The sequence below is a fragment of the Sporosarcina cyprini genome, assembly GCF_022048975.1.
GTDB lineage: Bacteria > Bacillota > Bacilli > Bacillales_A > Planococcaceae > Sporosarcina > Sporosarcina cyprini.
This window is the reverse complement of the sequence record NZ_JAKMHX010000013.1, coordinates 84923-110415: the sequence shown is the minus strand read 5'-3', so window position 1 is coordinate 110415 and position 25493 is coordinate 84923. Positions and strand designations below refer to the sequence as shown.

26 protein-coding genes are annotated in these 25493 nt (G+C 46.6%); 11 read left to right on the top strand and 15 right to left on the bottom strand.

Annotated features, from left to right (window positions below):
* Window positions 1–6 precede the first annotated feature (6 nt).
* Window positions 7–1425 carry a four-carbon acid sugar kinase family protein gene (locus L7D49_RS02740; RefSeq protein WP_238079282.1) on the bottom strand — a complete coding sequence of 473 codons (1419 nt, stop codon included), beginning with the start codon at window positions 1423–1425 and terminating at the stop codon, window positions 7–9.
* Window positions 1426–1427: 2 nt separating this feature from the next.
* Window positions 1428–2321 (bottom strand): 2-hydroxy-3-oxopropionate reductase, encoded by an 894-nt coding sequence (garR, locus tag L7D49_RS02735; protein WP_238079281.1) that lies wholly within the window; start codon window positions 2319–2321, stop codon window positions 1428–1430.
* Window positions 2322–2466: 145 nt separating this feature from the next.
* Here garR and L7D49_RS02730 point away from each other — a divergent pair, with 145 nt between their 5' ends.
* Both L7D49_RS02730 and L7D49_RS02725 read left to right on the top strand, forming a co-directional pair.
* Complete coding sequence (locus L7D49_RS02730) at window positions 2467–3078, top strand: GntR family transcriptional regulator (RefSeq protein WP_238079280.1); 612 nt, start codon at window positions 2467–2469, stop codon at window positions 3076–3078.
* A gap of 202 nt (window positions 3079–3280) precedes the next feature.
* A complete protein-coding gene (locus L7D49_RS02725) occupies window positions 3281–3814 on the top strand; it encodes a DinB family protein (protein WP_238079279.1) in 534 nt (177 codons plus the stop codon).
* 40 nt (window positions 3815–3854) lie between these two features.
* Here the strand turns inward: L7D49_RS02725 and L7D49_RS02720 are convergent, their stop codons facing one another.
* The 3 genes from L7D49_RS02720 to L7D49_RS02710 all read right to left on the bottom strand — a co-directional run bounded on the left by L7D49_RS02720 (window position 3855) and on the right by L7D49_RS02710 (window position 5832).
* Window positions 3855–4139, bottom strand: a complete 285-nt coding sequence (locus L7D49_RS02720; protein WP_238079278.1) for a hypothetical protein — start codon at window positions 4137–4139, stop codon at window positions 3855–3857.
* A gap of 332 nt (window positions 4140–4471) precedes the next feature.
* Window positions 4472–5338, bottom strand: coding sequence for an anti-sigma-V factor RsiV (gene rsiV, locus L7D49_RS02715; protein ID WP_238079277.1), 867 nt, complete (start codon window positions 5336–5338; stop codon window positions 4472–4474).
* On the bottom strand, window positions 5335–5832 hold the full coding sequence (locus L7D49_RS02710) for an RNA polymerase sigma factor (protein WP_238079276.1): 498 nt from the start codon (window positions 5830–5832) through the stop codon (window positions 5335–5337). The genes rsiV and L7D49_RS02710 overlap by 4 nt, the downstream gene beginning before the upstream one ends.
* Before the next feature lie 349 nt (window positions 5833–6181).
* Between L7D49_RS02710 and L7D49_RS02705 the strand changes: the two genes are divergently transcribed.
* From L7D49_RS02705 to L7D49_RS02685, 5 genes are all read left to right on the top strand, one after another.
* Window positions 6182–6856, top strand: a complete 675-nt coding sequence (locus tag L7D49_RS02705; RefSeq protein ID WP_238079275.1) for a Dph6-related ATP pyrophosphatase — start codon at window positions 6182–6184, stop codon at window positions 6854–6856.
* Between the two features lie 22 nt (window positions 6857–6878).
* Window positions 6879–7508: a tetratricopeptide repeat protein gene (locus L7D49_RS02700; protein WP_238079274.1), complete on the top strand. Its 630-nt coding sequence runs from the start codon at window positions 6879–6881 to the stop codon at window positions 7506–7508.
* A complete protein-coding gene (locus L7D49_RS02695) occupies window positions 7505–8074 on the top strand; it encodes a hypothetical protein (protein ID WP_238079273.1) in 570 nt (189 codons plus the stop codon). The genes L7D49_RS02700 and L7D49_RS02695 overlap by 4 nt, the downstream gene beginning before the upstream one ends.
* Before the next feature lie 4 nt (window positions 8075–8078).
* Window positions 8079–8642 (top strand): hypothetical protein, encoded by a 564-nt coding sequence (locus L7D49_RS02690; RefSeq protein WP_238079272.1) that lies wholly within the window; start codon window positions 8079–8081, stop codon window positions 8640–8642.
* A 138-nt stretch (window positions 8643–8780) separates the two neighbouring features.
* Complete coding sequence (locus L7D49_RS02685) at window positions 8781–9335, top strand: integrase (RefSeq protein ID WP_238079271.1); 555 nt, start codon at window positions 8781–8783, stop codon at window positions 9333–9335.
* A gap of 50 nt (window positions 9336–9385) precedes the next feature.
* On the opposite strand, the gene L7D49_RS02680 is transcribed toward L7D49_RS02685, so the two are convergent.
* The 5 genes from L7D49_RS02680 to nfsA form a co-directional block, all read right to left on the bottom strand.
* Window positions 9386–9580, bottom strand: a complete 195-nt coding sequence (locus L7D49_RS02680; protein WP_238079270.1) for a hypothetical protein — start codon at window positions 9578–9580, stop codon at window positions 9386–9388.
* Window positions 9581–9613: 33 nt separating this feature from the next.
* Complete coding sequence (locus tag L7D49_RS02675; protein ID WP_238079269.1) at window positions 9614–9940, bottom strand: nucleoside triphosphate pyrophosphohydrolase; 327 nt, start codon at window positions 9938–9940, stop codon at window positions 9614–9616.
* Between the two features lie 126 nt (window positions 9941–10066).
* Complete coding sequence (locus L7D49_RS02670) at window positions 10067–11236, bottom strand: class I SAM-dependent methyltransferase (RefSeq protein WP_238079268.1); 1170 nt, start codon at window positions 11234–11236, stop codon at window positions 10067–10069.
* Window positions 11237–11318: 82 nt separating this feature from the next.
* The gene (locus L7D49_RS02665) at window positions 11319–11702 is read right to left on the bottom strand and encodes a hypothetical protein (protein WP_238079267.1); all 384 of its coding nucleotides are present in this window, start codon (window positions 11700–11702) and stop codon (window positions 11319–11321) included.
* Entirely contained in the window at window positions 11699–12430 is a 732-nt protein-coding gene (nfsA, locus tag L7D49_RS02660; RefSeq protein WP_238079266.1) for an oxygen-insensitive NADPH nitroreductase, read from the bottom strand. Before nfsA ends, L7D49_RS02665 begins: the two co-directional genes overlap by 4 nt.
* An 84-nt stretch (window positions 12431–12514) precedes the next feature.
* Here nfsA and L7D49_RS02655 point away from each other — a divergent pair, with 84 nt between their 5' ends.
* Both L7D49_RS02655 and L7D49_RS02650 read left to right on the top strand, forming a co-directional pair.
* Window positions 12515–14074: an FMN-binding glutamate synthase family protein gene (locus L7D49_RS02655; protein WP_418895843.1), complete on the top strand. Its 1560-nt coding sequence runs from the start codon at window positions 12515–12517 to the stop codon at window positions 14072–14074.
* 132 nt (window positions 14075–14206) lie between these two features.
* Window positions 14207–15847: an AMP-binding protein gene (locus L7D49_RS02650; protein ID WP_238079265.1), complete on the top strand. Its 1641-nt coding sequence runs from the start codon at window positions 14207–14209 to the stop codon at window positions 15845–15847.
* Between the two features lie 64 nt (window positions 15848–15911).
* Here the strand turns inward: L7D49_RS02650 and L7D49_RS02645 are convergent, their stop codons facing one another.
* Both L7D49_RS02645 and L7D49_RS02640 read right to left on the bottom strand, forming a co-directional pair.
* Entirely contained in the window at window positions 15912–16277 is a 366-nt protein-coding gene (locus L7D49_RS02645; RefSeq protein ID WP_238079264.1) for a DUF2188 domain-containing protein, read from the bottom strand.
* 49 nt (window positions 16278–16326) lie between these two features.
* Window positions 16327–16797, bottom strand: coding sequence for a nucleoside deaminase (locus L7D49_RS02640; RefSeq protein ID WP_238079263.1), 471 nt, complete (start codon window positions 16795–16797; stop codon window positions 16327–16329).
* 157 nt (window positions 16798–16954) lie between these two features.
* On the opposite strand from L7D49_RS02640, the gene putP reads away from it, so the two are divergent.
* Together putP and L7D49_RS02630 are read left to right on the top strand one after the other, a co-directional pair.
* The gene (gene putP, locus L7D49_RS02635) at window positions 16955–18439 is read left to right on the top strand and encodes a sodium/proline symporter PutP (protein ID WP_238079262.1); all 1485 of its coding nucleotides are present in this window, start codon (window positions 16955–16957) and stop codon (window positions 18437–18439) included.
* A gap of 501 nt (window positions 18440–18940) precedes the next feature.
* The gene (locus tag L7D49_RS02630; RefSeq protein ID WP_238079261.1) at window positions 18941–22030 is read left to right on the top strand and encodes a hypothetical protein; all 3090 of its coding nucleotides are present in this window, start codon (window positions 18941–18943) and stop codon (window positions 22028–22030) included.
* Window positions 22031–22082: 52 nt separating this feature from the next.
* On the opposite strand, the gene L7D49_RS02625 is transcribed toward L7D49_RS02630, so the two are convergent.
* From L7D49_RS02625 to L7D49_RS02615, 3 genes are read right to left on the bottom strand one after another with little or no spacing between them, the layout of a single operon-like run.
* Entirely contained in the window at window positions 22083–23501 is a 1419-nt protein-coding gene (locus tag L7D49_RS02625) for a glycosyltransferase family 2 protein (RefSeq protein WP_238079260.1), read from the bottom strand.
* Entirely contained in the window at window positions 23494–24537 is a 1044-nt protein-coding gene (locus L7D49_RS02620; protein ID WP_238079259.1) for a HEAT repeat domain-containing protein, read from the bottom strand. The genes L7D49_RS02625 and L7D49_RS02620 overlap by 8 nt, the downstream gene beginning before the upstream one ends.
* Window positions 24534–25376: a response regulator gene (locus tag L7D49_RS02615; protein ID WP_238079258.1), complete on the bottom strand. Its 843-nt coding sequence runs from the start codon at window positions 25374–25376 to the stop codon at window positions 24534–24536. The genes L7D49_RS02620 and L7D49_RS02615 overlap by 4 nt, the downstream gene beginning before the upstream one ends.
* Window positions 25377–25493: the final 117 nt, after the last annotated feature.

The following is a 25493-nucleotide window of genomic DNA, read 5'->3' as shown; positions in this document are numbered from 1 at the left end:
TTCTCTTTAAGATTCCAATTCTTGAACGACTTTCTTTAATGTATCTACTTCACCGACGTTACCCGGGAAGATAATATAAGGGATGCCCGGGAAACGACTCTCCGGACCTGTCTGCCAAACAGGAACACCAGGAGCGACCTGCCCCATCACTTCCGCTTTCTTTACACCTAACCCTTTTGTCCCAACGTCGCTTGACGTGATGCCGCCTTTCGCGATTACATAGGATGGGCTCGGATTACAATTGTGGACGAACCGCGTCATCGCATCGGAAATGGAGACGGACAAAGCCAGCTCTTCCTCTTTCCGGCCTTCACCCAAGTCGAGCCGCTGTCGGGATGTGTAAACACAAACCGTCTGGCCCTCACTGATTTTCTGATTGATGAGTTGCTGAATGCGCGCTTGTTCGTCTGTAAACTCATTGCCGTTTTGGACGAGATGGCAATCAAATTCGATGAAATGAATGCCCGATACATGACGAAGCTCATTCAGCTGATCGGTTGTCTTCTGTACGTGAGAGCCGACGATGATCAATCCACCGTTGTTGGAGGCTTCATTGACCAGTTCGCTCTTGGTCAAATACGGTTTGCTTGAAACGTCGCCAATGACTTTCGTAAAGGAAGCAGCCGTACGGAATAAAAACCGTTTCCCTTTTGCAATCGCCCGCAAGAGGGCAATGGAAAAGGCTTTGACATCGTCTTCAGAGACGGCGTTGACGACTACTTTTTGAAAGCTACTTAGACGGAATAATTTATCAGCAATCAAATCAATGGAGAGCGAGCGCAATTCCTCCAAGGAAATGGATACAACGTTATCTGCCGGATAAGCGCCTTCGGTTTTTTCGGCTATCCATTGTTTCAAATCGTTGCTTTGGAAGCCGAACATCCGGTCTTTCGCAAATTCGGTCTCTCCGGCAGGCACATAGTCGCCGCCTTGCTTAACGTAATGGATATCACCGATTGTTTCCCGGCCGCCTTCTTTAAAGAACGGCAAAATAATCTCTCCGTCGATCTCTTGTCCCATATTGCTTTCCAACGTTTCTCGCAATACTTCCGTTTCGAGTGGGTAATGGCCGCGCAACGTGGAATCCCCGCGACTGATCAACAGGAAAGGCAGCTTCATTTCTGTCGAAACCTTCGCAATCCGTTCAGCGATATCCGTATGCACTTTTCTTGTCTCATCAGGCGAAAAGGATCTCGAGTTAGTTAATAGAAACACCATTTGGCGTTCTTCGTGGAACACTGCACGAATCGTTTCCAGTGACCAGTCCGTAAAGACCGGAATGCCATGCACCGTCTGGACACCCGTTGGATCATCGTCGAGCACAATGATCTTTTGGGTGAATGAAGGACGTTCCTGCTGCCATAACTTTTCAAGTTCCTCGCTATAGTTCGGGAGCTGCTGGACCTGTTCCGCTATATTCGCCACGATTATTTCCCGCCTTTCGGCACTTCGAAATTCGCCAACTTCTCGTAATACTGGATGACACCCGAATGGTCATCTGTCTCTTTACCATCCACTTTAAGCGCATGGAACATTTCAAGGACATTTGATGTGAGCGGCATCGGCACGCCAATGTCACGGCCTGCGTTCACGACATTCGTTAAATCTTTCATATTAATATCAATCCGTCCGCCTGGTGCAAAATTTCGTTCCAGGATCAGCGGGATTTTGGCATCGAGTACCGCACTTCCGGCAAGTCCGCCACGGATCGCTTGGTACATTTTTTCAATATCAACGCCAGCTTTGGCAGCAAGCACAACCGCTTCGGACATTGCGGCCATTGTGACGTTCACTAGGATTTGATTCGCGAGCTTTGTCGTAGAGCCGCTTCCGCTACCGCCAACATGCGTTACATCGCTTCCCATCGCTTCCAGTACTGGACGGCTTTTAGCGAGTGCCTCTTCGTCGCCGCCTACCATAATGGACAGAGTGCCGTCTTCTGCTTTCGGCTGGCCACCGCTTACCGGAGCATCGAGGAAGGAAGCGTCATATGCCTTCAATTTCTCCGCGCAGGCAACTGAGTCGACAGGGGATACTGAGCTCATATCAATGACAATGGAACCCGCCTGCAAACCTTCTGCGACACCTTCAGGGCCAAATAATACGTGTTCCACAATTTTAGCGTTCGGCAGCATTGTAATGATGAAATCGCTTCCATCTGCCGCCTCTCTTGGCGTTTTTGCCTCTTGGGCACCCTCTATAACAACGGCCTTTCGTGCTTCTTCACTCACGTCGAACGCGCGAACTTCAAAACCGGCCTTCAGCAAATTGAGGACCATCGGACGGCCCATGATTCCTAGACCAACAAAACCAACTTTCATGGGAAAGCCTCCTTCGTATCTGTCGAATTGCAATTTGAGTATACAATAATAATTCTGACTTGTATACAATACGATTATAATTGCATACAATAACCTGTTCTTGTCCATCATCCTGTATACTATGGGTAAGAACAGGGGGTGCGACATGGAACAGCATGCGGGAACCGCACAGTTGCTGGCGTACGAAACGATTCGGGAGCAAATTGTTACGGGTTCGTATCCCGGCGGCATGAAGCTGGTGGAGGAACGATTGGCTGAGGAGATTGGAGTAAGCCGAACTCCGATTCGTGAAGCCATCCGCCGCCTGGAGCAGGAAGGGTTGATCAAACGAAAAAAGGTGATCAAACCGACAGAACAGGACATGCGCCACATTTTCCAAATGAGGATGCTCATTGAAAGTCATGCCGCCAAGATGGCTGCGACGTACATGGTGGAAGAAGACATCGAGAAGTTGAAAGCCTCCATTGAACAGGCGAAAACCGGGACACATGATGAAATTGTCAAGGCGAATAAACGATTCCATGACTTGATTGTCAAGGAGAGCCGAAACCCGATCATGATTGAAACCGTAGATAAAATGCAGTCCATCATCTATTTGTTCAGCAGGGCTGTTGTCTTCCACAAACGTCCGTTTCTGCTCGAGGAGCATGAACAAATTTGCGAGGCCATCCGCAATCGGGAAATCGAGGAAGCCGGACGGTTAATGGAGCAGCATTTGAAAGCAGATTTGGAGTTCACTTTAAATATCGTCAAATAGGACCGGTTTGATTCATTTTAGGATAAGCCAAGAAGGCGCTGAGTCGCTTTGATTGACAAACTGACATTCACTTTTCTGAATTTGTGCGTAGGACTTTAAATTTCCTGCAAAAGGGTTTATGATGTGGGAATGAATTTGGATAACCGGTGCATAGTCGTACCGGATGACACTCTATTTCATTAGCAAATGAGGGAGAGATGAAATGGTTTTCGAAGGCAATAGTAAAATCCGGAGAAAAATCTATCAGGCACTCGAAGGATTAACAGATGAAGAATTTAACGGCAAACCATCTGGCGGCGGCTGGTCCCCTAAACAGATCCTGGAGCATCTGACGTTGATGGAAACTTATATAGCAACAAAGATATTGAGGGAAATGAAAAACCCGGATAGCCTCCGGGCTTCTAAAAAGCTCATCCTATTGGCGAGCGACCGGGTCGTAAACGTGAACCTGCCGGAGCAGACACATCCGACGGACCACTATAAAACAATTGCAGATTTAAAAGAAGAGCTTCATAATTCTAGAATCTATCTGCTAGACGTATATGATGCCAGCTGCAAAGATGCATTGCGGGACAAATCATTTGCCCATCCGAACTACGGGCATCTCCCGCTCATCCAATGGTTTCCGTTCATCGGACTCTACGAAAAATGCCATTTAAAGCGTCTCCGGAAGACAATTGACGAATTGAAAATGGAGAACCGTCCTTTCGAGCCAGTCGGTGGACGGAACGACTGATCCCAATGCGATTAAAGCATTGGGATTTTTTTTATGGGAATTAACCTTGCCACATAGCATAAACGAAAATCGTCCAAAATAAAGTCGCAATCGCAACCGGAAGAATGATTACTAGCAAAAGCGCATCTTGTGATGTAGAGCCCTTTTTGAAGTGCTTGAATATGACTAACATAATCGCTGCTAGTGAAAAAAGAACAGCGAACCCAGCTCCGGCGTTAAACCATAAGAAAGAATGACCGGTCCAATAAAACATGTCTTGGAAGAAATAACCGAAGAGTCCCCCGATCATGGCAAATAGTAAGGCAATCCATAAGGTGAATTTCATGTAAGAACCTCCTATACTTTTCTTTTTTACTAGAACGTAACATGAAAAAGGATGTTCCCAGAGCATAGAATTTTCTTTGCGGAATTGTAACGAAGGGGTGATCAATTCAAATTAGACGGGGATAGAAAGAGTTGACCCGGTGATAGAAATAATTTAGGCGGTGATAGAAGGGGATTACCCGGTGATTGGAACGATTCAGCCGGTGATAGAAGGAATTTACCCGGTGATAGACATTAGAGCGAATTCACACGGTTCCTGCCTCTACTCAATGAACATCCGCTCCTCAACACTTCACATAAAAAATCCCCATGCACAATGCACGGGGATGCTTATCAGTGAATATACACATCACTCACCAAGTGTTTTTGAATCACGTCGGTTGGAATTTCAAATGTTACAATTCCCATATAGCCGGGGGCCACCTCGTATTTATCGAAGGAGATAATGAGTTTGCCTTCGTCGCTAATGTAGAAGGATTGATCGGGTTTGATTGTTGTGAAGCCGTCAAGGTCTGCTCCGAAATAGGAGATGTTTTCGTCTTCTGCCATTTGTCGTTTCATTTCGCCTGCAATGTAATTGTTGATTGCTTCGATATATTGATCGTTTTTGAAGAGGCTTGGCAACGTAATCAAAACATTGTCCACCTTATCCACTGTGTCATATTTCATGACAGTGGAGGAAGAAGCGACGGTATTGACTTCGTAGCGCGCGATGGACAGAATGCGGTCGTTGTCCGTTTTGACTTCGTAGCCGACGTCCATTCCCATATGGCCGCCTCCCGTTTTCTCCAGCTCGGCGATGTCTTTTTGGAACTGCTCGTATAATGCTTTGTTTTCGTTCAAATATTTTTCATTCAAAGCAGCCTCCAAGTCCTTGTCGCCAAGTCCTGTAATGCCCGGTGTGGAAACGTCTGCATCATATGTTTTTTCGTTGAATGAAATCTGTTGGACGGTTAACACTTCAACAAGTGATCCGAGAACAGGCACTTTCGCCATGGCCTTAGCCAAATCAGGGCTGACATTGATGCTTCCGACGAAAAGGGCAGCCGCCGCAGCTGTGCCAATTAACCAGTTCCTCATCATTGGCCGTTTCGCTTTTTTCTGTTTCGCTTCACGGATGGATCGCTTTACTACACCCGCCAGCTCTTCTGGAATGTCTACAGACTCATATTCCTTTTTCAATTCGTCAAATTTACTCATACGTTGTACTCCTCTCCCATTTCCACTCGTAACTTCCGCAAAGCCGCATATAACCGGGTTTTCACCGTGTTTACATTGTCTCCCGTGATAGCGGCAATTTCATCGATTTTTAGGTCCTCAAAAAAGCGTAAAATAATGATGGTCTTATGCACGGCCGGCAACTCATCAATTGCATCCCGCAAGTCGAGGTCGGCCTTGCCATCTGTAGAGGCAGGAAGATGCGTACCTAGGATTTCATCATCCATGACAGAAATCCGCCCGTTTTTACGCAGAAAATCAATGGCTGTATTCACGACGATCCGGTAAAACCAGGTCTTCAGGTATTTCACTTCCTCCAGCCGGTCCACGGAGCGGAGAGCTTTCAAGATCGACTCCTGCACGATATCCAGTGCATTGTCCTTGTTTTTTACATAGCTATAAGCAAGTCGGTAGTGGGCTTGCTGGTGTTCCACAATAAAATCCTCTACCAATTTGAACTTTTCATCTTTTGTCATGACAAATCAAATCACCTTCTATAGAAATAACGCCAGCGCGCTTGCGTCTCATAAAGTTGGACGGAGTTGGGAGAGAAATAGTTTGGAGCTATCAAATCATAATTAGTAAAACATTAACGTAAGGCTCATGGTATAATTTTCTTACAATTAGCTCGGAGGAAGAGTGGAAACGTGAGATTCTATCTATTTCTTGCCATTCGTAACTGTCTTTATTATAAACGCTTAGTATGCACCTGAAGAAGAAATAGGAAATGTCTAAGTGTCAACAATTGACATTCCATCTGATGCAAAAGAAAGAACAAATGAAGAATGATGTACTAGAACTTGTAGAACAGGAGATGAGCAAACAATGAAGGATTTGAAGTTGGACAATCGGCCATTTGTCGCCTCATGGAGCGGCGGAAAGGATTCGGCACTCGCTTTTTACCGTGCGGTAGAGGCAGGCGGGGAACCGAAACGGATGTGGACGATGTTTGAAACGGATGAGGAGCGTTCCAAATCACATGCCTTGCCATTTGCGGTAGTGCAAGCGCAAGCGGAGAGCATTGGGGTTTCGTTCATGACGCGGGGCTCAGACTGGAATGGGTACGAAGCACAATTTCTTGATGCGATGAAAGAATGTGTCGACGCAGGCGTTACGACTGGAGTCTTCGGTGACATTGATCTGGAAGACCATTTGAAGTGGGTGCAACAGACGTGCGCCAAGGTCGGGATGGAGGCTGTGCATCCATTATGGATGGAGCCGCGCAGGGCGTTGCTGGAGGAATTCGTTCAAGCCGGATTTGAAGCATATATTGTGGTAGTGAACACAAAAATGATGCCTGCAGAGTTCATCGGCCGGGAATTTACGATTGAACTAATGGATGAACTGGAGGCGCTCGGCATTGATGCATGCGGGGAGTCAGGTGAATTTCATACCGTTGTCGTCGATGGACCGATTTTTAGCAAGCGGGTGCCAATCGTATTTAAACAGCAACATGAACGGGACGGCTATGTATTTCTGGAAGTGCAGTTGGAGGCATAACGATAGAAAGGGGGAGGGGGGAATGGACGTCAAACAAGCGCTGGGGGAAGCGTTTCGACTTTTTGACGCAGGCGAGTTAGAGGAGAGTAAATCGATTTACCGGCAATGCCTGGAACAGGCGGAAAACAGGGAGGACGAACAGAGTGCGTTGCATGGACTTGGTTTTGCCCTTGCGATGAAGGAAGAGTGGCAAGAGGCACTGGAGTGCTACGAGAAACTGCATAGCTGGGCAGTGGAAGAGCGCGATATTTCAGATGAAGCGATTGCACTTCATCAAATCGGCATGGTACATCGAATGCGCGGCGCATATGATCTTGCCAAAGAGGCATTTACTCAAGAGCTTGCGCATCGCAACGCAAGATTGCCTGAGAATCACGTTGGCTTTTCCGCTGTCGCTTATGAGCTGGGTCTCATAGCATTGACTGAAAAACGGATTCAGGAAGCATTCCGCTGTTTTGAGGAAGCCTTGCGGCAAGGCGAACTAGCCGGTTGTGGCATTTGTATCGGGTGTGCTCATCAGGGGCTTGGCCAAACATATAAAGAAACAGGGGGATTGGAGCAATCGCGCAGTCATTTCATGCGGAGCGCTGAAGCGTTTGAAAAGGGTGGAGATGCACGGGCCGCCGCTGAGGCAAGGAGTATGGCAGAGTGAAGCGGATCCTGTTCCTTTGTTTATTGGTGTTTACACTGCCCACAGTTGGAGCATGTCATGGATCAGGTTACCCCACAATTCAACTGGGAAATGTGCAGGCAAACGAAACAATAGAAGCCACTGACGTCATTCCCTTTCGAATAGAAGGAAAAGTACCGGATGATGAAATATATGTTTTCACTATAGAACGCTACGTTGACGGGCAAAGTATAGGTGACTCAGTCTTAATGTTTGGGGATTTGACAGCAAAAGCGGATATGGCGTTCGGCGTGACAAGTGACCTCCAACAAGACTGTTTGACGTTTTCCTTCCAGAAACCGAATGAAGCCACCTCTATAACAATTGATGGCACTACCGAATTTGGTACTATCGGAACGATGCTTAAGGGCAAGATTGATATTCCGCTTGAAGAATCTGTCTATATAGCATACTGGATCGGATCAGACGATGGGACATTTCACTTTTCCTCTCCGAAGGAAGAAGGGTATGCTTCATTACTAAAAAACAAGCAATGTTTTCTCGTAAAGGTGGAACGCCAAAAGTGGTCCAATACTAACCGGGAGTGAGCCAGTGAAAAAACTACAGTTATCTGTCCTATTGAGTTTAGTGCTGATGCTAAGTGGCTGCGCTGTGGGTGGAAAGATGTACATCAAGGCGAACATGGTGAACGATGAAACGGACAATACGATGAAAAAGAACAATGTACAGCTTTCACTTTACGGAAACTTGGAAGAGAATGAAGAGCTAGTATTCACAGTCGAGCAATATGAGGAAGGAAACAAAATGAGAGATCCGATGGTTCTCCCGTTAGCTGGAAATCTAAAGGAATACCGAAAGATGAGTTTTATCGTGAAGAATGACATCTACGAGGAACAGCAAACGATATCACTGGGACCGGCAGATGAAATGGAATCGGTGATCATAGAGGGGCTGTATGGCAGTTATGGAGGGGATGCACTCCATGACGGGAAAAAACAACTTCACCTGGAGAAGCCAATCTATCTAGCTTTCTGGGTCGGCTCACAAGATGACCGTATCACCATTGTGCCGAAGCGGGCTATTGGCATAGAGCCGCTGAAGGAGAATGGCCGACTCTTTCTGCTGAAAGTTGAACGGAAGGCGAAGGCTGACTAGCATGGCAAGCGACCAAGCGCCCGTCTGCTTGAAAGCCTTTTTTTATTTTCATATAATGAACTCCTTGGTTTTTATTAACTAGATTATATACCCGATTCAATAGACTGTGAAACATTAAAAAGGAAGTCAGGGGAGAGAATGAGAAGACCAGCTCGGCAGATTCAGGATGTAGTAGAACAAACGATTCGAGATGTGGAAATGGAGGTCGCTGTAAAGCAGGAGGCAACAGGGGTCAATATGATGTACGATTTCATCAAACATGAAGTCCTCATCGATATGGAACGCATACGAAAGGCGTACGGGGAACTTCATGAATCCATGCCTTTCGAAACCTATATCCGCACATTGACCATTCATGAACTCGGCCATGCGATGGACCGGGAAGCGTTGCTTGCCTCGTTGGACCGCGCTGTGGAAATAATCAAATCGAAGAAACAGGCTTGTGCGGAAAAGCGCGATCGCGATTTGCCGTTTCTGGAAATGCTAATTGAAGAGCATGAACGGGACATCGTCTTTGAAGAAACGGCTTGGGTAAATGCAGAACTGTTGAACCGTTACTACGAGATTATCGATTGGCATGATTTCTTGAAGGTGAAGGAGCATAGCTTGGCCTCCTACCAGACGTCCTATGAAAAGGATTTGGCCATCTATCAAGAAAGGAAAGTCACGCAGGATTCATTAGCTATCATTTAATTATTATTGCAAAAAGACCGTCTGCCGATTATCGGCGACGGTCTTTTTGGTCAAGTAGAACTAGAGCGGGCAACCTCAGCCTTTTTCATTCTTTTATAATGAATCCAAGAAGAAAATAAGGTGATGACAATGCCTGCCGAATGCATTTTGATAAAAAATGAATATTGCTCGATTACCGCTAAAACGGTACCAAGAATGAAAAAGAGCAATATCCCTACCATGGCGTAAAATAATCGTCTCTCCAATGACTTTACTCCTTCACTCAGCTATTTTTCTTGTTAGGCTTCCTCCACATCCACCAAGAAAATACGTTCCTCGAAACCGCCGCGCTTCTCTGCTTTTTGCGCACGGATCTTTTCCAACTCATCAAATGAGATTTCATAGTAAGAAGCAGCTGCATGAATGAGCTCAAGTAAATCGGCCATTTCCTCGATGGCATCCTCGGCATTTTCGGCCGCTTCGTATTCGGCCAGTTCTTCGTGCATTTTCTTGTTCAGTTCTGTTATGTACTCCTCATCACCGAGGAGCCGGGTATGGCATACTTGACCGGCATCCTGAATGACCTTTGGAATGAGATCTCGAACGAGTTTATTGTATGTCGGCATAAAACCACTCCTATTTCATTCGGCTATTGCCTACATTCTACAAAAGGGATGGATGCTCCTTCCCGAAAACTCTTTTTGATAATTGGTTACTTACCTGCTCTGTTGCCAGCCAACTTATGCCTGACCTCAAGTCAGGAACCCATACTCCTTTAATTCCTTTTCAAGAAACGGTTTGGTGTGAAGCATGTCGCGGAAAGCTTCATACCGGCCAACGTCTGCGCTTGTCGGTGTCTTGCGGGTCCGATAGGCACGAATCAGGATATTCTTTGGCGTATGTGCCAGATCAATGAATTCAAGCAGCTGGGCATCGTAGCCGACAAGTGTGAGCAGTTCAGCCCGAATCGAATCGGTTGCAAGTGCAGAAAAACGCTCTTTGATCAATCCATGCTGCAGCATGACGTCGAGTTCAGGCGCGGCCACTTGGGAAAAGAGTTCATGCTGGCAGCACGGAACGCTTAAAATGACTTCGGCTCCCCATTTCACTGCGCGGGCAAGGGCCATATCCGTTGCCACGTCGCACGCATGCAAGGTGACGACCATGTCGACCGCTGTTTCCTCGTTGTAGTCATTAATATCCCCGACGAGAAACTCCAGTTGCTTGTAATCGAGGTCTTGGGCGATACTATTGCATTCTTCAATGACTTCCTTTTTTAGATCGAGGCCCGTGACCCGGATGTCGAGCCCTTTTTCGATATGCAAATAATGATACAGGGCGAACGTGAGATAGGATTTTCCAGAGCCGAAATCTAGAATCCGTACTGGACGGTCCTTTGGCAAGTACTCGAGTGCATCGTCAATAAATTCGATAAAGCGATTGATTTGCCGGAATTTATCATACTTCTGCTTTTTTACTTTGCCTTCTGCTGTCTGAACGCCTAACCGGATCAGGAACGGATAAGGTGTGGATTCATCCAATAAGTAATTTTTCTTTCGGTTATGAGAAAGATCCGCCACCTTGCGTTCCGCTGTTTTTTCCGATTTCCAAGAGACCTTGAATTTTTTGGAGAGCTGGATATGTACATTCTCCTCGGTAAATTCGGCTTGCATTTGCTTAAATTGCTCCATCAGCTGTTGAAGTGCACTGCGGATATCGCCAATTTTTACGTTGTCATGTTTGAGGATCCGTTCATAGTGATATTCGAATTGGATGTGCAATTCGTTTTTTATTTCAACAGGCTTGAGCTTTACTTTAGACAAGCCTTCCGATTTATGGCGCGGCTGGCTGGCGGTTGCTCGGATCAGTTGGCCGTTTGACAGCCGTTCCGCCAGTTCGTTGATCAATTGTTCAAATTCCATTTAGGTGGACTCCTTTACGGTCAAATTCTGTATCCACAGAATAGCAAAAGGGGCCAGCAATTGCTAACCCCTTGCATGCTTATTAATAAGAAGTAATGTGGTCAAAAGGAATTTCCTTTGCATTGCGGTAGAGCTGGATGTTGTCAAAGTCACGATCTGCAGTTAATTTGAAAATATATCGTTTCAGCATTCCCGCTTCATCATCGGGGCTGTTCTTTATGTGAAGTGCGAGGGTCGCCCCCTCATCTTTGACCGACATGGTGACCGCACTATATGCATAAACGACAATATAGCGCTGTCTCTTTTGATCGGTAATCATTTGAACGTTTTCAGAGGTGGCTGGTTGAATTGATTCCAGCAATTCCGAATCGGCCTTCTCAGGTTGGACTTCTTGTATAGATAATTCGTTGCTGCAGGCGGATACAAGGAGCATGATTCCAAACAGGATTGCCAAACCTATTCTCATTTCATCTCAAACCCGCGTTTCTCCAAAAACTCCCTCATATACGTCCGTTTCGGTTCGTGGAGGAACTCTGCCATCTGCTGGCTCCAGGCCGTGTCTTTTTGGTTGGAACCTCGGTGCAAGTAATAGTCGTGCATCGTTTGGTCATAGGCTTGCAAGAGATCATCGTATTTGGAAGCATCGTAGCTGTTTTCATGAATGATGGCTTCCACCGGCAGTCTCGGTTTAACTTCATTTGCCTCATCAGGTACACCGATGGACATGGCGAACATGGGAGCGACACCTTTTGGCAAGTCGAGCAGCTCGCTGATTTCTTCAGGTGCATTCCGAACACCGCCAATGTAGCAGATGCCGTATCCTTTCGATTCAGCGGCAATGGCGACATTTTGGGCAAAGAGCGCGACGTCGATAGAACCAACAAGCAGATTTTCAGCAAACGAGTAATCAATTGTCTTGTCGTGAAGTGCAGCGGCTCTTTCTAAGCGTGCATAGTCGGCACAAAAGATGAGGATGGCGCCGGCTGATAAAAATTGCCGTTTGTTCTTTGAAAGCTCCGCCAGTTTCTCACGCTTAGTTGTATCTGTCACATGGATGACGGAGTAGGCTTGAACAAAATGGGAGCTTGCGGCATGCTGACCTGCGTGGACCAATTCCCGAACTTCTTCGTAAGACAGTTGTACGTCTTTGTATTTTCTTACAGATGCATGGGATGTTAGTAGTTCCATGACCATATTTATCCCTCCAAATACATTTATTTTTGTGAAATCAGGGTATGTATATGACATTACCATATGTTTTGAAAAGGGGTGTGTCTTGTGAACTGGTTGGAAGGAATTTCGATGACAACAACGATCCTCGTATTGGTGCTTGTCGTCGTGCCAATCTCCATAGCTATTTTCATTTTTTTCTATGACAAGCGTCAGAAGCAGCATGCGATTTTGCGGAATTACCCGATTTTGGGGAGGCTTCGTTACACGACGGAAAAAGCGGGACCTGAATTAAGGCAATATTTATTTGAAGGTGATAATGAAGGAAAGCCGTTCAGTCGTGCGGAGTACTTGCATATGGTGCTGCCGGGGAAATACTTAAGCGGCATCATCGGTTTTGGGTCCAAGCGTGATTTTGAAGGGGCAGGCTTTTATATCCGCAATGCGATGTTTACGAAGCAGAATGAAGAGATGCGGGTGGATAATGAGGATTTAGTTACAACGATGCGATACCATATCGACGAGGAAGGGCTTCTCTCCAGACATGAACATCGGGAAGAGGTGCCTGCTTTGCCATGGTTATTGCCGGAAGAGGATGCGATTGTCATCGGGCCGGATTGCCGGCATCCTTTTCATGTCCGCAGTCTGCTCGGCCAGTCGGCGATGAGTTATGGCGCTCTCGGACAAAATGCCATCACCGCCCTGTCAAAAGGGATTGGGATGGCGAAAGAAGCATGGATGAATACGGGAGAGGGGGGGCTCTCACCGTATCATCTTGCGGGGGATGCTCATATTATTGCCCAAATAGGTTCCGGTTTATTCGGCTTTCGGACAGAAGATGGAGAATTTAGTTGGGAACGGCTGACGGAAAAGGCAGAGCTTCCGCAAGTGAAGGCATTTGAAATTAAAATGGCGCAAGGTGCCAAGATGCGCGGAGGCCATGTAGAAGGGGAGAAGGTAACAGAAGAAATTGCGAAGATCCGGAATGTCACTCCTTATACGACCATCAACAGTCCAAACCGTTTCAAACAATTTTCGGATTACCCGACGTTGTTTGATTTCATTGAAAAGATCCGAGACCATACGGGCAAGCCGGTAGGCATTAAAATTGTGATCGGCGGCAAGCAGGATGCAGAAGAACTCGCCTCTTTCATGCAGGAAACGGGGAAAGGTCCCGATTTCATTTCACTGGACGGAGCGGAAGGCGGTTCAGGGGCCACTTATCAGGATCTGGCAGACAGTGTCGGTTTGCCACTTCGTTCGTCACTCATCTTGCTGGATGATGCCCTCCGGAAATATGAAGTTCGGGATCGGGTGAAAGTGATCGCCTCCGGCAAAATCACGACGCCTGACAAAGCGGCGATCGCCTTGGCAATGGGTGCGGATCTAGTACAAGTGGCCCGCGGATTCATGATTTCGGTTGGCTGCATCATGGCCCAGCGCTGCCATACGAATGATTGCCCGGCCGGAGTCGCGACGACAGACCCGAAACTGCAGAAAGGATTGGTTGTCGAAGAGAAAAAATTCCGTGTGACCAATTATATTTTGACGATGCGTGAAGGATTATTTCGAATTGCAGCAGCAGCCGGCCTTGATTCTCCGACAAAACTCGAGCGGCATCATATTGTATACAAAGATGAACGGGGCCGAGTGTACCCGGTTGAATAATGTAAGCCATTCCGCCTATTTAGCGGAATGGCTTTTTGATTATGAAGACTCAGAATCTTTTGTTTCGTTTGTCTAAGCTTTGTGATAATATGGAAAGTAAGGGGAGAAATATTTAGGGAAGGGAGCATGACGATGTCTTTAGTGAATCAAACCGTTGGGCAAATCATAAGAGAACGCGCTAAGATGCATCCTGAACAGGAAGCCTATGTCTATCCCGAACTGAATATCCGGCGGAATTACGCTCAATTCGACAAAGAGACAGACGAATTGGCAAAGGCATTCATCGGCATGGGCATCCAAAAAGGAGAGCATGTCGCCATTTGGTCGGATAATAAGAGAGAATGGCTGCTGAGCCAGTTTGCTACTGGCAAGATGGGCGCGGTGTTAGTCACAGTCAATACGAACTATCAAGCTGCAGAACTAGAGTATTTATTAAAACAGTCGGATGCAACGACATTAATTTTAGATGAGGGCTTTAAGGGGACGAGTTATATCGACATTATTCGGACGATATGCCCTGAGCTGCTCGACAGCCGGAATGGCCGGATCGAAAGTGCCAAGCTTCCGAAGCTGAAACGGGTCATCCTAATGACAGATCGGGCAGAGCCGGGCATTTACAAATGGTCTGAGTTTTTAGCGCATGCCGCCGGTGTATCAGACGATGAATTGGAGTGGAGATTCACCACGTTAGACCCGCAAGATGTGATCAATATTCAGTATACCTCGGGGACAACCGGGTTCCCGAAGGGTGTCATGCTGACTCATTATAATGTCGTGAATAACGGAAAACTAATCGGTGATTATATGAACTTGTCCGAGGCAGACCGGATGTGCATTCCTGTACCGTTCTTCCACTGTTTCGGCTGTGTGCTTGGCACCATGGCTGCTGTTACTCACGGCACAACTATGGTCATTGTGGAGCAATTTGATCCGTTGGCTGTGCTGGAGGCAGTTCAGGATGAAAGATGTACCGCCCTGCACGGAGTTCCTACGATGTTTATTGCGGAACTCAACCATCCGGACTTTAAAAAGTATGATACTTCATCGCTTCGGACGGGAATCATGGCCGGATCGACTTGTCCAATTGAAGTCATGAAGCAAGTAATCCATGATATGGGCGCGAGTGAAATTACGATCTGTTATGGCCAGACGGAATCGTCACCGGTCATCACGCAAACAAGGACGGATGATCCGATTGAAAAGCGTGTGTCAACAGTTGGCAAACCGCATCCTCATGTCGAAGTAAAGATCATCGACCCGCTTACAGGGGAAGAAGTGCCGATTGGGACCCCTGGAGAACTGTGCACACGCGGTTATCATGTGATGAAAGGCTACTATAACAACGAGGAAGCAACGCAGGACGCCATCGATCCGGAAGGCTGGCTGCACACAGGAGATATTGCGGTGATGGATGAAGAAGGTTATATCGATATTACCGGTAGGATTAAAGACGTTATCATCCGCGGAGGGGAGAATATTTATCCGCGTGAGGTGGAGGAATTCCTGTATCAGCACCCTGGCATTTCAGATGTGCAAATTGTTGGTGTGCCAGACCCGAAATACGGGGAAGAGCTGATGGCTTGGATTATTCCAAAAGAAGGTGCCAAACTGGATGAAGTGTCCGTCCGGGAATTTTGTAAAGGCAATATCTCCTATCATAAAATTCCGAAATACATCATGTTTACTAAAGAGTACCCGATGACGGCGTCGGGCAAAATCCAAAAGTTCAAGTTGCGGGAGATGGCAGTAGAAGAGGCGCTTATGCGCCAATGATCTATCGCGATTGATTAAAGATAGCAAAATAAAGAAGAGGCAGAGTCATTCGACTGCCTCTTCTTTATTTGTAAAGTGTATCTTGAAGAGAACCATCTGCATGGTATATCTCTAAGATACCATCTTTGTCATTTACATAAGGCTTTGCCTTATCGAGCAGATCCTCTTTCGCAGCTTCCTTATAAATTGCACGGTCTCCGCCCTTTTCCACCAGGATCCAATCTTCTTCCTTTGGCTTCACCTCATATGTGGTCCGGCTGTTGTCATCGCCATGCACATACTCCCGTGCTTTCGAAATGGCGATTGCTATGGCACGACCTTCGTCGTACTTCTCTTCTAGCAAGGCATTTGCAATTTCGATTGCTTTATGGCGTACCTCTTTATCCAAATTCTTAAATGATGCGGGGTAATCATGCTCGTCCCATGGCATACAAATCGCCTCCTTACGAGCCAATTCCCGATGCGCTCTTTCTGTAAACCTATTTGCGCCCCGTTGTCTTTTGCCACTCGAAAAATGGTTCCAGTGCATTTTCGCATGCTACTTGGATGAAGGGGACAAGTCGTTGTTCACCGGGCAAATCCTGGTCGGTAAAATAGCGTTCCAGCGGGTTTGGAAAACTGGCCTCCTCAGAAGCTTCTTGTTTGCTGCAGGAATAATAGATGTGACCGACAGTTGACCAATACGCTGCTCCTAAACACATCGGGCAAGGCTCGCCGCTTGCATACAGGACACAATCCGACAAGTCAATCGATTGCTGCGCTTCGCATGCTTCGCGAATTGCCGACATTTCTGCGTGAGCAGAAGGATCATGCAGTACATGTACTTGGTTTGTCCCTTTACCAATGATCTTTCCGTCACGCACTACGATAGCGGCAAAAGGGCCGCCTCCACTCTTTACATTTTCCACTGCCATTTCAATTGTTACGGATAACCATTCCTCGTGTGTCAATATAAAAACCTCCTGTCGAATATTCAGCATTTCCCGGGAAATACTCCGGAATAATAAATATTTTGTCATCCATACTATTCGGGACAGAGCAGAAAATTCCTGCTTTCTTTTTGTGTTGACAATGATATGATAAATTAAATAAGAAAGGGGAGATTCTATGTCAAATGATGTATATCAACTAATTGCCATTATTTTATACATGGCGGCAATGCTGTTCATCGGCTGGTATTCATTCAGACGGACAGCAAATTTGACGGATTACATGCTGGGCGGACGCTCGTTAGGTCCTGCTGTTACAGCATTGAGTGCGGGAGCCGCGGATATGTCCGGCTGGTTGCTCATGGGATTGCCTGGTGCTATTTACCTGAACGGACTAGGTGAAGCTTGGATTGCGGTGGGGCTGACAATCGGTGCCTACTTGAACTGGCTATTGGTTGCACCTCGTCTTCGTGTATATACACAAGTTTCCAATGATTCCATTACAATTCCTAGTTACTTGGAAAATCGTCTAAAGGATAAATCCAGATTATTGCGGATTGCATCCGGTATTATCATTTTAGTTTTCTTCACATTTTATGTTTCATCCGGAATGGTTGCAGGCGGCAAATTTTTCTTGAGTTCTTTCGGACTTGATTACCATGTCGGCCTATTGATTGTGTCCGCCGTTGTTATCGCTTATACGCTGTTCGGAGGATTTTTGGCAGTTAGTTACACTGATTTTGTACAAGGCCTTATCATGTTCTTAGCATTGCTTCTTGTACCGATTGTAGGCGTATTCATTACAGGAGGTATACCGGAGACGACTGCGACAATCCGGGAAGTGAATCCTGACATGCTAAGCCTTGTCAAAGGGGTCACGCTCGTCGGAGTTATTTCTTCCGTTGCTTGGGGTCTCGGCTATTTCGGGCAACCGCATATTATCGTGCGTTTCATGGCCATCAAATCCGTCAAGGAAACGAAGAGTGCCCGCCGAATTGGAATTGGCTGGATGATTCTCAGCTTGTTCGGAGCGATTGCAACTGCTTTAGTTGGGATTGCTTACTATCACCAAAATACGAATGTGGAATTGGTCGATGCGGAAACAGTTTTCATCTCCCTTGGTCAAATCATTTTCCATCCTTTCATTGCAGGGATTATGTTAGCTGCGGTTCTGGCAGCTGTTATGAGTACGATTTCATCTCAATTGATCGTAACCTCTTCCGCTTTGATTGAAGACTTGTATAAGGCAGTCATCAAAACGGATGCATCGGACAAACAGTACGTTTTCCTTGGAAGAATGGCAGTTCTAGTTGTTTCTCTAATCGCGATGGCGCTTGCTTGGCCGAACAAAGAATCCATCTTGAAGCTCGTTTCATTCGCATGGGCTGGTTTTGGCGGAGCGTTCGGTCCAATCATTATCTTGTCGTTGTACTGGCGTAAAATTACGGCAGCCGGCGCATTGTGGGGTATGGTAGCAGGAGCGATCACGGTTGGCGTGTGGGGCAACATTAAAGCGTTGTCAGATACGCTCTATGAAATTGTTCCAGGTTTTGCGATCTGTCTGATCGTGACAGTAATTGTCAGTTTGATCACATATCGTCCTAACAAAGAAATTAACAGGGAATTCTCAGAAGCGATGGAATTGCTTGAGAAGGAAAGATAAGTGAATGTGACCGTCCTTTGGGGCGGTCTCAGACTGTAGGCAAACTCGAGAAATTACGGAGTTTGCCTACAGTCTTTTATTTGTCGATGGAATTTGAGTGTGTTGTGGCTTAATCGTGAGGTTCAGGAAAACATACGAGCGGTTGGCGAGGATATACGAGAGGTTCGGAGCAACATACGAGCGGTCTTTTCAATAATCGAGAGGTATGCGAAATATACGAGCGGTTGTCCAACTTAATCGAGAGGTATTATGAATATACGAGTGGTCGTCTAACTTAATCGAGCGGTTCGAAATTTGACAAGTCCTCCCCAGTTTAATCGGGTACTCCTGCAAATTCACCCGTCGCTCAAATCGAACATACGATCATCGTCAACAAAGACGAACGGACCAAGCAGTTCTGAGACCGTCCTTCGGGGCGGTCTTTTTTTGTGCAATTTCTTTCATGGAATATATCTACTTGGTATGATACGAGTATGAGAGTTTAGGAGAGAGGGTGCATGCGTGAAATACTTGAAAATCGGTGCCGTGGTACTGGTGATTGTTCTGTTGCCTTGGTTTGTTTGGCAAGTGCAATCTGATAAAAAGATAAAGTTTGCCGTATGGGAAACGTCTGGGGAAGAAGCATCTATTCAAGGGGTATCATGGCTCTTGCGCTATATGAAAATTCCCGGACCGGAACGGGTGAAGGATGCAACGGATTTTGAGGAGGCGGATGTTATTTATGTGCCTTCTACAACGAATCAAGCTGTGCAAATGGACATGGAAACCCTGAATGGAATCAGGACAGCCATGAGTAAACGACATGCGACAGTCGTCTTTGAATTTGATTCGCTGTCGTCCAGTATGGATTCTGATATTCAATCGGCTGCCTCCGAGTTGGTCGGTATCCGCCAGACGGGTTGGAATGGCCGCTATGTGAAGGATTTATCAAAAAGCAATGAGGATTTGCCTGAATGGTCTGTTGGCGGATACGAAAAGACATCCGGCCAATCCTGGTCATTTACCGGACCGGGCTACTTGTTTGTGAATGAAAATACAGAAGAAGTCGTTGTATTTTCAGAGGAAAAGGGGGATATCGAAAGTACAGGCAACATTCTTCGTTTTACCGAAAAAGGGAAAACGGTTTTTGGCATTACGGAAAGCCCTCTCTATGAAGGGTGGTTCGACGTGGTGGAAGCAATCGGAGATGAAGGGGAGGCCATGGCAGAGTTTTCGCTAGGTCTTACTGCGAAAGGAAAAGAACAAGCAAAAGCAGCCGGGCTTCCTGCAAGCTTCCCGGCAATTGTGCAAAATAGAGGAAATTATTATTTGTCTGGTGAGTTCAGTACTGTGGAAGAGGTTCCGTCCATTTATCAGTATGCTGGCTATGCAAAAATGCATCAATGGGTTTCTGGTTTTGATTCTTCGTCAGATCGTGCATTTTTCTGGCGTACGTATGTGCCGGTCATGCAAGCGATCTTAAAAGACCATCTAGATAAGGAGGCCCCAAAAAAGAAAGAGAATAAAGTGCTCGAGAAGACTGTGTCTGGCCTAACCTATTCTTCCCGGATTGAAGAAGGCAAGTTTGAAGTATTACAAAATGGAGCTTGGAAGCCAATGACGGTGAAAGGAGTCAACCTCGGCATGGGTCGGCCGGGTTCATTTCCAGGAGAGGCTGCCATCACGAAAGAGGAATATAGCAGATGGTTTAAGCAGATTGGGGAAATGAATGCCAACACAATCCGGGTGTACACCTTGCATCCGCCTGCCTTCTATGATGCGTTGCTGGAGTACAACGAAACTCATGATCAAAAGCTCTATGTCCTGCATGGCATTTGGGCGGATGAGGCACCTTTGGAGGAGACGCTCGATGCCTTCACACCTGAAATCGTCCAAACGTTTGAGGAAGAGATGAAACGGATTGCCGATGTAATCCATGGAAATGCAACTGTGAAGCCACGGCCAGGCCATGCTTCAGGTGTCTACGCATCCGATGTGTCTGAATATGTCTCGGGCTGGGTTATCGGGATCGAGTGGTATCCTCATATGGTCGCCAATATGAAAGAAGTGTACGCCGAACGTCCACAGTACGAAGGAAAGCATATTCGTACGAATGGGGGAGAAGGATTTGAGCTTTGGCTCGCTGAACGAATGGACAATTTGCTATCCTACGAGGCAGATACGTACGGCTGGACCCGTCCGATCAGCTATACGAATTGGGTGACGACGGATCACCTGGAACAGCCGGCCGAGCCGAGCGAGCAGGAAGACATGGCTAGCGTTCATCCTGACCATATCCAGTTTATCCGGGAGGAACAGGAGGCAGGCATGTTCGCTTCCTATCACGTATATCCGTATTATCCGGATTTCTTGAATTTGGAGAAAAAGTATACCGAGTTTATTGACTATCGTGGTGAAAAGAATAATTATGCCGGCTATTTAAATGATTTGCATCAGTCGACTAAAACACCAATTTTAATTGCGGAATTTGGGTTGCCGGCTTCCCGAGGGATGACGCATGAGAATGTGAACGGCTGGAACCAGGGCTTTCATTCCGAGGAGGAACAAGGTCATATATTAAGCAGGCTCTATGAAGATATCATTCACGAGGGATTGATGGGCGGTCTCGTTTTCACGTGGCAGGATGAATGGTTTAAACGGACGTGGAATACGATGGACCTAGATAATCCCGACAGGCGTCCATTCTGGTCGAATGTCCAAACAAACGAACAGAACTTTGGATTGCTGAGCTTTAATACGTTGTCGATCCAGGTGGACGGGGAGACGGAGGATTGGAAGGGAATCGCTCCTGCCTTTGAATCGTCTGACGGCGAAATTGAGAAAATGTATGTTCATTATGATGAAGCCTATCTGTATTTGAGAGCAGATTTGAAAAAAAATGCGGGACGCTGGCTGGAGGATACCGAGGCACATTTTCTTTTGGATACTGCTCCGGAACAGGGAAGCCGTTCATCCAATCAGCTGCCCGGTGTGGAGCTGGCGAAACCGACAGCTGATTTCCACATCAGCTTGACGTCCAAGGATGACAGCAAGGCATTTGTGCAAGCAGCGTATGATCCTTTTTATTACATGTATGGCGTCGAGCTGAATATGTTGAAAATGGATGGTCCGTTGCCGAAACAAGGAGATGTGAGCTTTCATCCGATCCGCTTCGCGTTGAATAAAGAAATGACACGTCCAGACACGGGAGAAGTCATGCCGTTTTCTTATTACGAGACAGGGAAGCTGCAGTTTGGCAATGGAAATCCAGATGCCACTTCGTACAATTCCTTGACGGACTTTGCGGTTTCAGAGGACGGCAAGGTACTGGAGGTCCGTTTGCCGTGGCTTCTGCTGAATTTTAAAGACCCGAGCCAGCGAGAAGTAATGGGGAATTTATATGACGGGAAAGGCCTGGCCAGCAGCCGGACCATTGACGATATCGGTGTGTATCTGGCTGCCATGAATGATAAGGGGAAACTGCTTCAACTAGCGCCTAATGCAAAAGATGGCTACCGGTATACGTGGGACACTTGGGAAGAACCACCGCATACAGAACGCTTGAAGCAATCCTACACGATTTTGCAGCAGCTTTTTAAAACGATAGAATAGCAAGAACCCCCGTCATCGTGTGACGGGGGTTCCTTGTATATTCTCATATAAATCATCCTTCATTTGAAGAAATGCCTTTACGTTCCATGTTCCCCCATTCAGCCTTTTTCTTGAAGGTATTCACTAACCCTTCGATTCGCCAAAGAACGAGTAGCGGGCGATACCAAAGTGATTCGGTCAAAGCCCAGACGAACAAGACAATCAAATGCCGAACTTTAGGGTATTTGTGTAATGTCAGTTCCTCAAGCAGCACCGCGAGAGAAGATATAAACGAACCGTACAGGATGGAAACAGCAAAGATCGTTCCGACAATGACTGGGTTCAGGATATCAAAAAAGACACCGATAATAATAATGAGGAAACCGATCAGTTCCACAACAGAGCCGAGTAATTCGACAAATAGGAAATAAGGGAAGGTCACCAGCCCCACGGCACCATAGGCTGGATTGAACAGCATTTTCTTATGTGCCAGCAATGTTTCCGCAAGCCCACGCTGCCAGCGGACCCGTTGTTTTCGTAACACGCTGAACGTGTCCGGTGCTTCCGTCCAGCAGACGGGATCCGGGATATACTCAATCCGTTTCTTCAGTTTGTTCTCGATATTGACCCGATGAAGCCGGACGATCAGTTCCATGTCTTCTCCGATTAGGCCTTCTGTATAGCCGCCGGCATGGATGACAGCGCCTTTATTGAACAATCCGAACGCTCCTGAGACGATGAGCAGCTGATTGAATCGGCTGAAACCAAGACGTCCTATCAAAAATGCGCGCAAATATTCGATGATCTGCATGATGACGATCGGCTTGTGTGGCAAATCGATTTTTTCGACTTGGCTGCGCGAAATGGTGATGCCATTCGCGATACGGACGGAACCTCCTACTGCAATGACTTCCTCTTCCGAATCGATGATCGGTTTCATCGTTTTCATTAGCGCATCCTGCTCTAAAATGGAATCACCGTCGATGGCGCAAAAATATGGATAAACAGACGCGTTGATGCCGCAATTAAGGGCATCCGCTTTCCCGCCATTTTCTTTTGAAATCACTTTCACCGTTGGATAAGCTGCCGATTGATAAATCCCTTTAATGGGCTTTGATGGTAGCGTGAGCCTTGTCGCATGATTCACTTGTCTCATCTGGAAAGCGCTGATCAGCTTGGCCAATGTCTGGTCTTTGGAGCCGTCGTCAATGACGACAATTTCATACTCCGGGTAATCCAAAGTCAATAGTGAACGAACCGTAGAAATGACGCCGACTTCCTCATTGTAGGCAGGTACAAGGATGGACACAGGGTAGGTCCGATCCTTCAACGAAAGATCATCTAGAATGGATCGTTTCTCCAATTTACCTTCCCGCATTACTTTCCGCATGGAGGATAGGAAAAGAAATAAATAGCTGATCGCTGTCCCCGCCATAAAAAGGATAACAAAAGCTGATAAACTGCTGAGTGCGATGAAGAGTGCATTATGCATAAGCATTCGACCTGCTTTCCGTACTGAGCCATTGACTTGCCATGTCACGGGCGAAGGAATCCGGATGGTTCTTCACGTAGTACATCAATTTCTCAGCCCCCTCTACTTCCAGGATTGTTTCTGCGGCAGCGTATCGGACCCACCATTCAGTATCGCCGAGTAATTGGCCGAGCTCTTCCGAAAACTGGTGTATGTCAAGTTTCCGAACAGTTTGAGCGACCAACATCCGCTCTTGCCATTGGTCCGAAAAGAAAAATGGGCGCAACAGCTCCGGCGCGTGCATATAGTACAGGTTGCCAATCGTTTTTAACGCCTGAATACGAACTTCCGGGAGATCACTTGCCAGCGCCGCTTCCACCTGGGCAATCTGTTCCTGTACTTCTCGGTCGCCGATCCGTTGCAAATAGGCGCATTGATAGGATGGATTGTCGGTCTCCTCATAAAAGGCAAGCAACTGTAAGTCGGCTTCCGCGGGAAAGCGCAATAAGACATCCCGGTAAAATTTCTGGGAATGCTGATTTCCTGAATAGACAGCAGGCAGTATGGATGTATCGCCAAGAGAAGCCAGTGTGCGGGCCATCTGTTTTTTCTCTTCATTCCACAAGGGCATCTTCTGAAACTTGGATTGTAAGAGAGGTGCAAGCCCTTTCATTTGGAACGATTGGATATAATACAGTACATTCATGCGGACAGGCCATGAAGGGTCTTCCAATGCACGTTCATAAGGTTTGTGCAAAGCAGCGAAAGCGGTTGAACGGACTTTCTCTTGAATGGCATCGTCACGCGTGGAAGACATAATATCACTAGCCAATCGTTGTGCAACACGATAATCATTTTTCAGTTTGGCGACATCCAGATCTGACTCGCCGTATAAATAGGAAACGAATTCTGGCAGCAGCTCGGCATAGCGTTGCTGCTCCTTCCGTTCTGCGCGGTTTCGCCGCACTTTGCGCCAAATCAATATGGCGAGGAGGATGACTTGCAGGGCTGCTAAAATGCTGATGGTCCAACCAATAATCGACAGATCCACATTCATTTGAATAACCTCGTCATAAGCCGCTGCACGCGAAGCGCTACTTCTTTTGGACGGAACGGCTTGGTGATGTAATCATCTGCACCGGCTTCCAATGCATGCTCCATGTCCAAGGAGCCAGATCTGGACGTCAACATGAAAATAAGGATGTTTTTATTCGAATAGGTGGAACGGATATGAGAGAGTACTTCAAACCCGGTCATCTTCGGCATGATGCCATCCAGAATGATGGCATAATAATTTTTAGAATCATACCAATCGGCGGCAACGAAGTCTACCCCATTCTTAAATGTGATAATCTTTATCTCGCTATCTTCTATTTGTATGGTAGAGAATTGTTGCTTCATTATTTCTAATGCGATCGGATCATCGTCGATTAGAATAATTTCTACTGTCCGGGAAGATAGAGGTTCCGCTAACTTTTCATCGGAATGTTTGCGTGAAGATAAGAATTGGTCTACTTTTCGTTTGAAAGCGATTCGTGACTGCAAAAGATGGTGGAAAGCTTGCTGATCCACAGGCCGAGCCACGAAATCGAATGCGCCTTGCTCGAATAATTTTTCCTTGCCGAAGTTCGATGGCGGTTCACCGATGATGAGCAATGGAATCAGGCGATTCAATGCTTGTTCAGCCAGCTCATTAATTTCCGAGAGCAATGTCATAGCAGCCATAGATGGGAGAGAAAGTACAATGACGGATGGATGCAGGACATCGAGGCGGTCCAGACCTTCTTGGATTGATTTTACCGTTGCGCCAGGCAGCTGCTCCGAGTCCAGAAGTTCTGATATCCACTCGGTTTCCGATGACGAACTACTGATATGAAGAACAAAGGGGGTATCCATGCAAACACCTTCCTTTCGATAAATATAAAATATATTGTATGAGTACCCTTATTTAATTAACACATGCAATGCAATGCAATTCAACAACTTGATGCTATCATGTAGAGTAATAGATAG

Excerpts from the sequence above, each read along its gene's own strand:
- garR (WP_238079281.1), bottom strand. The coding sequence starts at position 2,321 with ATGAAAGTTGGTTTTGTTGGTCTAGGAATCATGGGCCGTCCGATGGTC.
- L7D49_RS02730 (WP_238079280.1), top strand. The coding sequence starts at position 2,467 with ATGGAACAGCATGCGGGAACCGCACAGTTGCTGGCGTACGAAACGATT.
- L7D49_RS02725 (WP_238079279.1), top strand. The coding sequence starts at position 3,281 with ATGGTTTTCGAAGGCAATAGTAAAATCCGGAGAAAAATCTATCAGGCA.
- L7D49_RS02720 (WP_238079278.1), bottom strand. The coding sequence starts at position 4,139 with ATGAAATTCACCTTATGGATTGCCTTACTATTTGCCATGATCGGGGGA.
- rsiV (WP_238079277.1), bottom strand. The coding sequence starts at position 5,338 with ATGAGTAAATTTGACGAATTGAAAAAGGAATATGAGTCTGTAGACATT.
- L7D49_RS02710 (WP_238079276.1), bottom strand. The coding sequence starts at position 5,832 with ATGACAAAAGATGAAAAGTTCAAATTGGTAGAGGATTTTATTGTGGAA.
- L7D49_RS02705 (WP_238079275.1), top strand. The coding sequence starts at position 6,182 with ATGAAGGATTTGAAGTTGGACAATCGGCCATTTGTCGCCTCATGGAGC.
- L7D49_RS02700 (WP_238079274.1), top strand. The coding sequence starts at position 6,879 with ATGGACGTCAAACAAGCGCTGGGGGAAGCGTTTCGACTTTTTGACGCA.
- L7D49_RS02685 (WP_238079271.1), top strand. The coding sequence starts at position 8,781 with ATGAGAAGACCAGCTCGGCAGATTCAGGATGTAGTAGAACAAACGATT.
- L7D49_RS02675 (WP_238079269.1), bottom strand. The coding sequence starts at position 9,940 with ATGCCGACATACAATAAACTCGTTCGAGATCTCATTCCAAAGGTCATT.
- L7D49_RS02670 (WP_238079268.1), bottom strand. The coding sequence starts at position 11,236 with ATGGAATTTGAACAATTGATCAACGAACTGGCGGAACGGCTGTCAAAC.
- L7D49_RS02665 (WP_238079267.1), bottom strand. The coding sequence starts at position 11,702 with ATGAGAATAGGTTTGGCAATCCTGTTTGGAATCATGCTCCTTGTATCC.
- nfsA (WP_238079266.1), bottom strand. The coding sequence starts at position 12,430 with ATGGTCATGGAACTACTAACATCCCATGCATCTGTAAGAAAATACAAA.
- L7D49_RS02650 (WP_238079265.1), top strand. The coding sequence starts at position 14,207 with ATGTCTTTAGTGAATCAAACCGTTGGGCAAATCATAAGAGAACGCGCT.
- L7D49_RS02645 (WP_238079264.1), bottom strand. The coding sequence starts at position 16,277 with ATGCCATGGGACGAGCATGATTACCCCGCATCATTTAAGAATTTGGAT.
- putP (WP_238079262.1), top strand. The coding sequence starts at position 16,955 with ATGTCAAATGATGTATATCAACTAATTGCCATTATTTTATACATGGCG.
- L7D49_RS02625 (WP_238079260.1), bottom strand. The coding sequence starts at position 23,501 with ATGCATAATGCACTCTTCATCGCACTCAGCAGTTTATCAGCTTTTGTT.
- L7D49_RS02620 (WP_238079259.1), bottom strand. The coding sequence starts at position 24,537 with ATGAATGTGGATCTGTCGATTATTGGTTGGACCATCAGCATTTTAGCA.
- L7D49_RS02615 (WP_238079258.1), bottom strand. The coding sequence starts at position 25,376 with ATGGATACCCCCTTTGTTCTTCATATCAGTAGTTCGTCATCGGAAACC.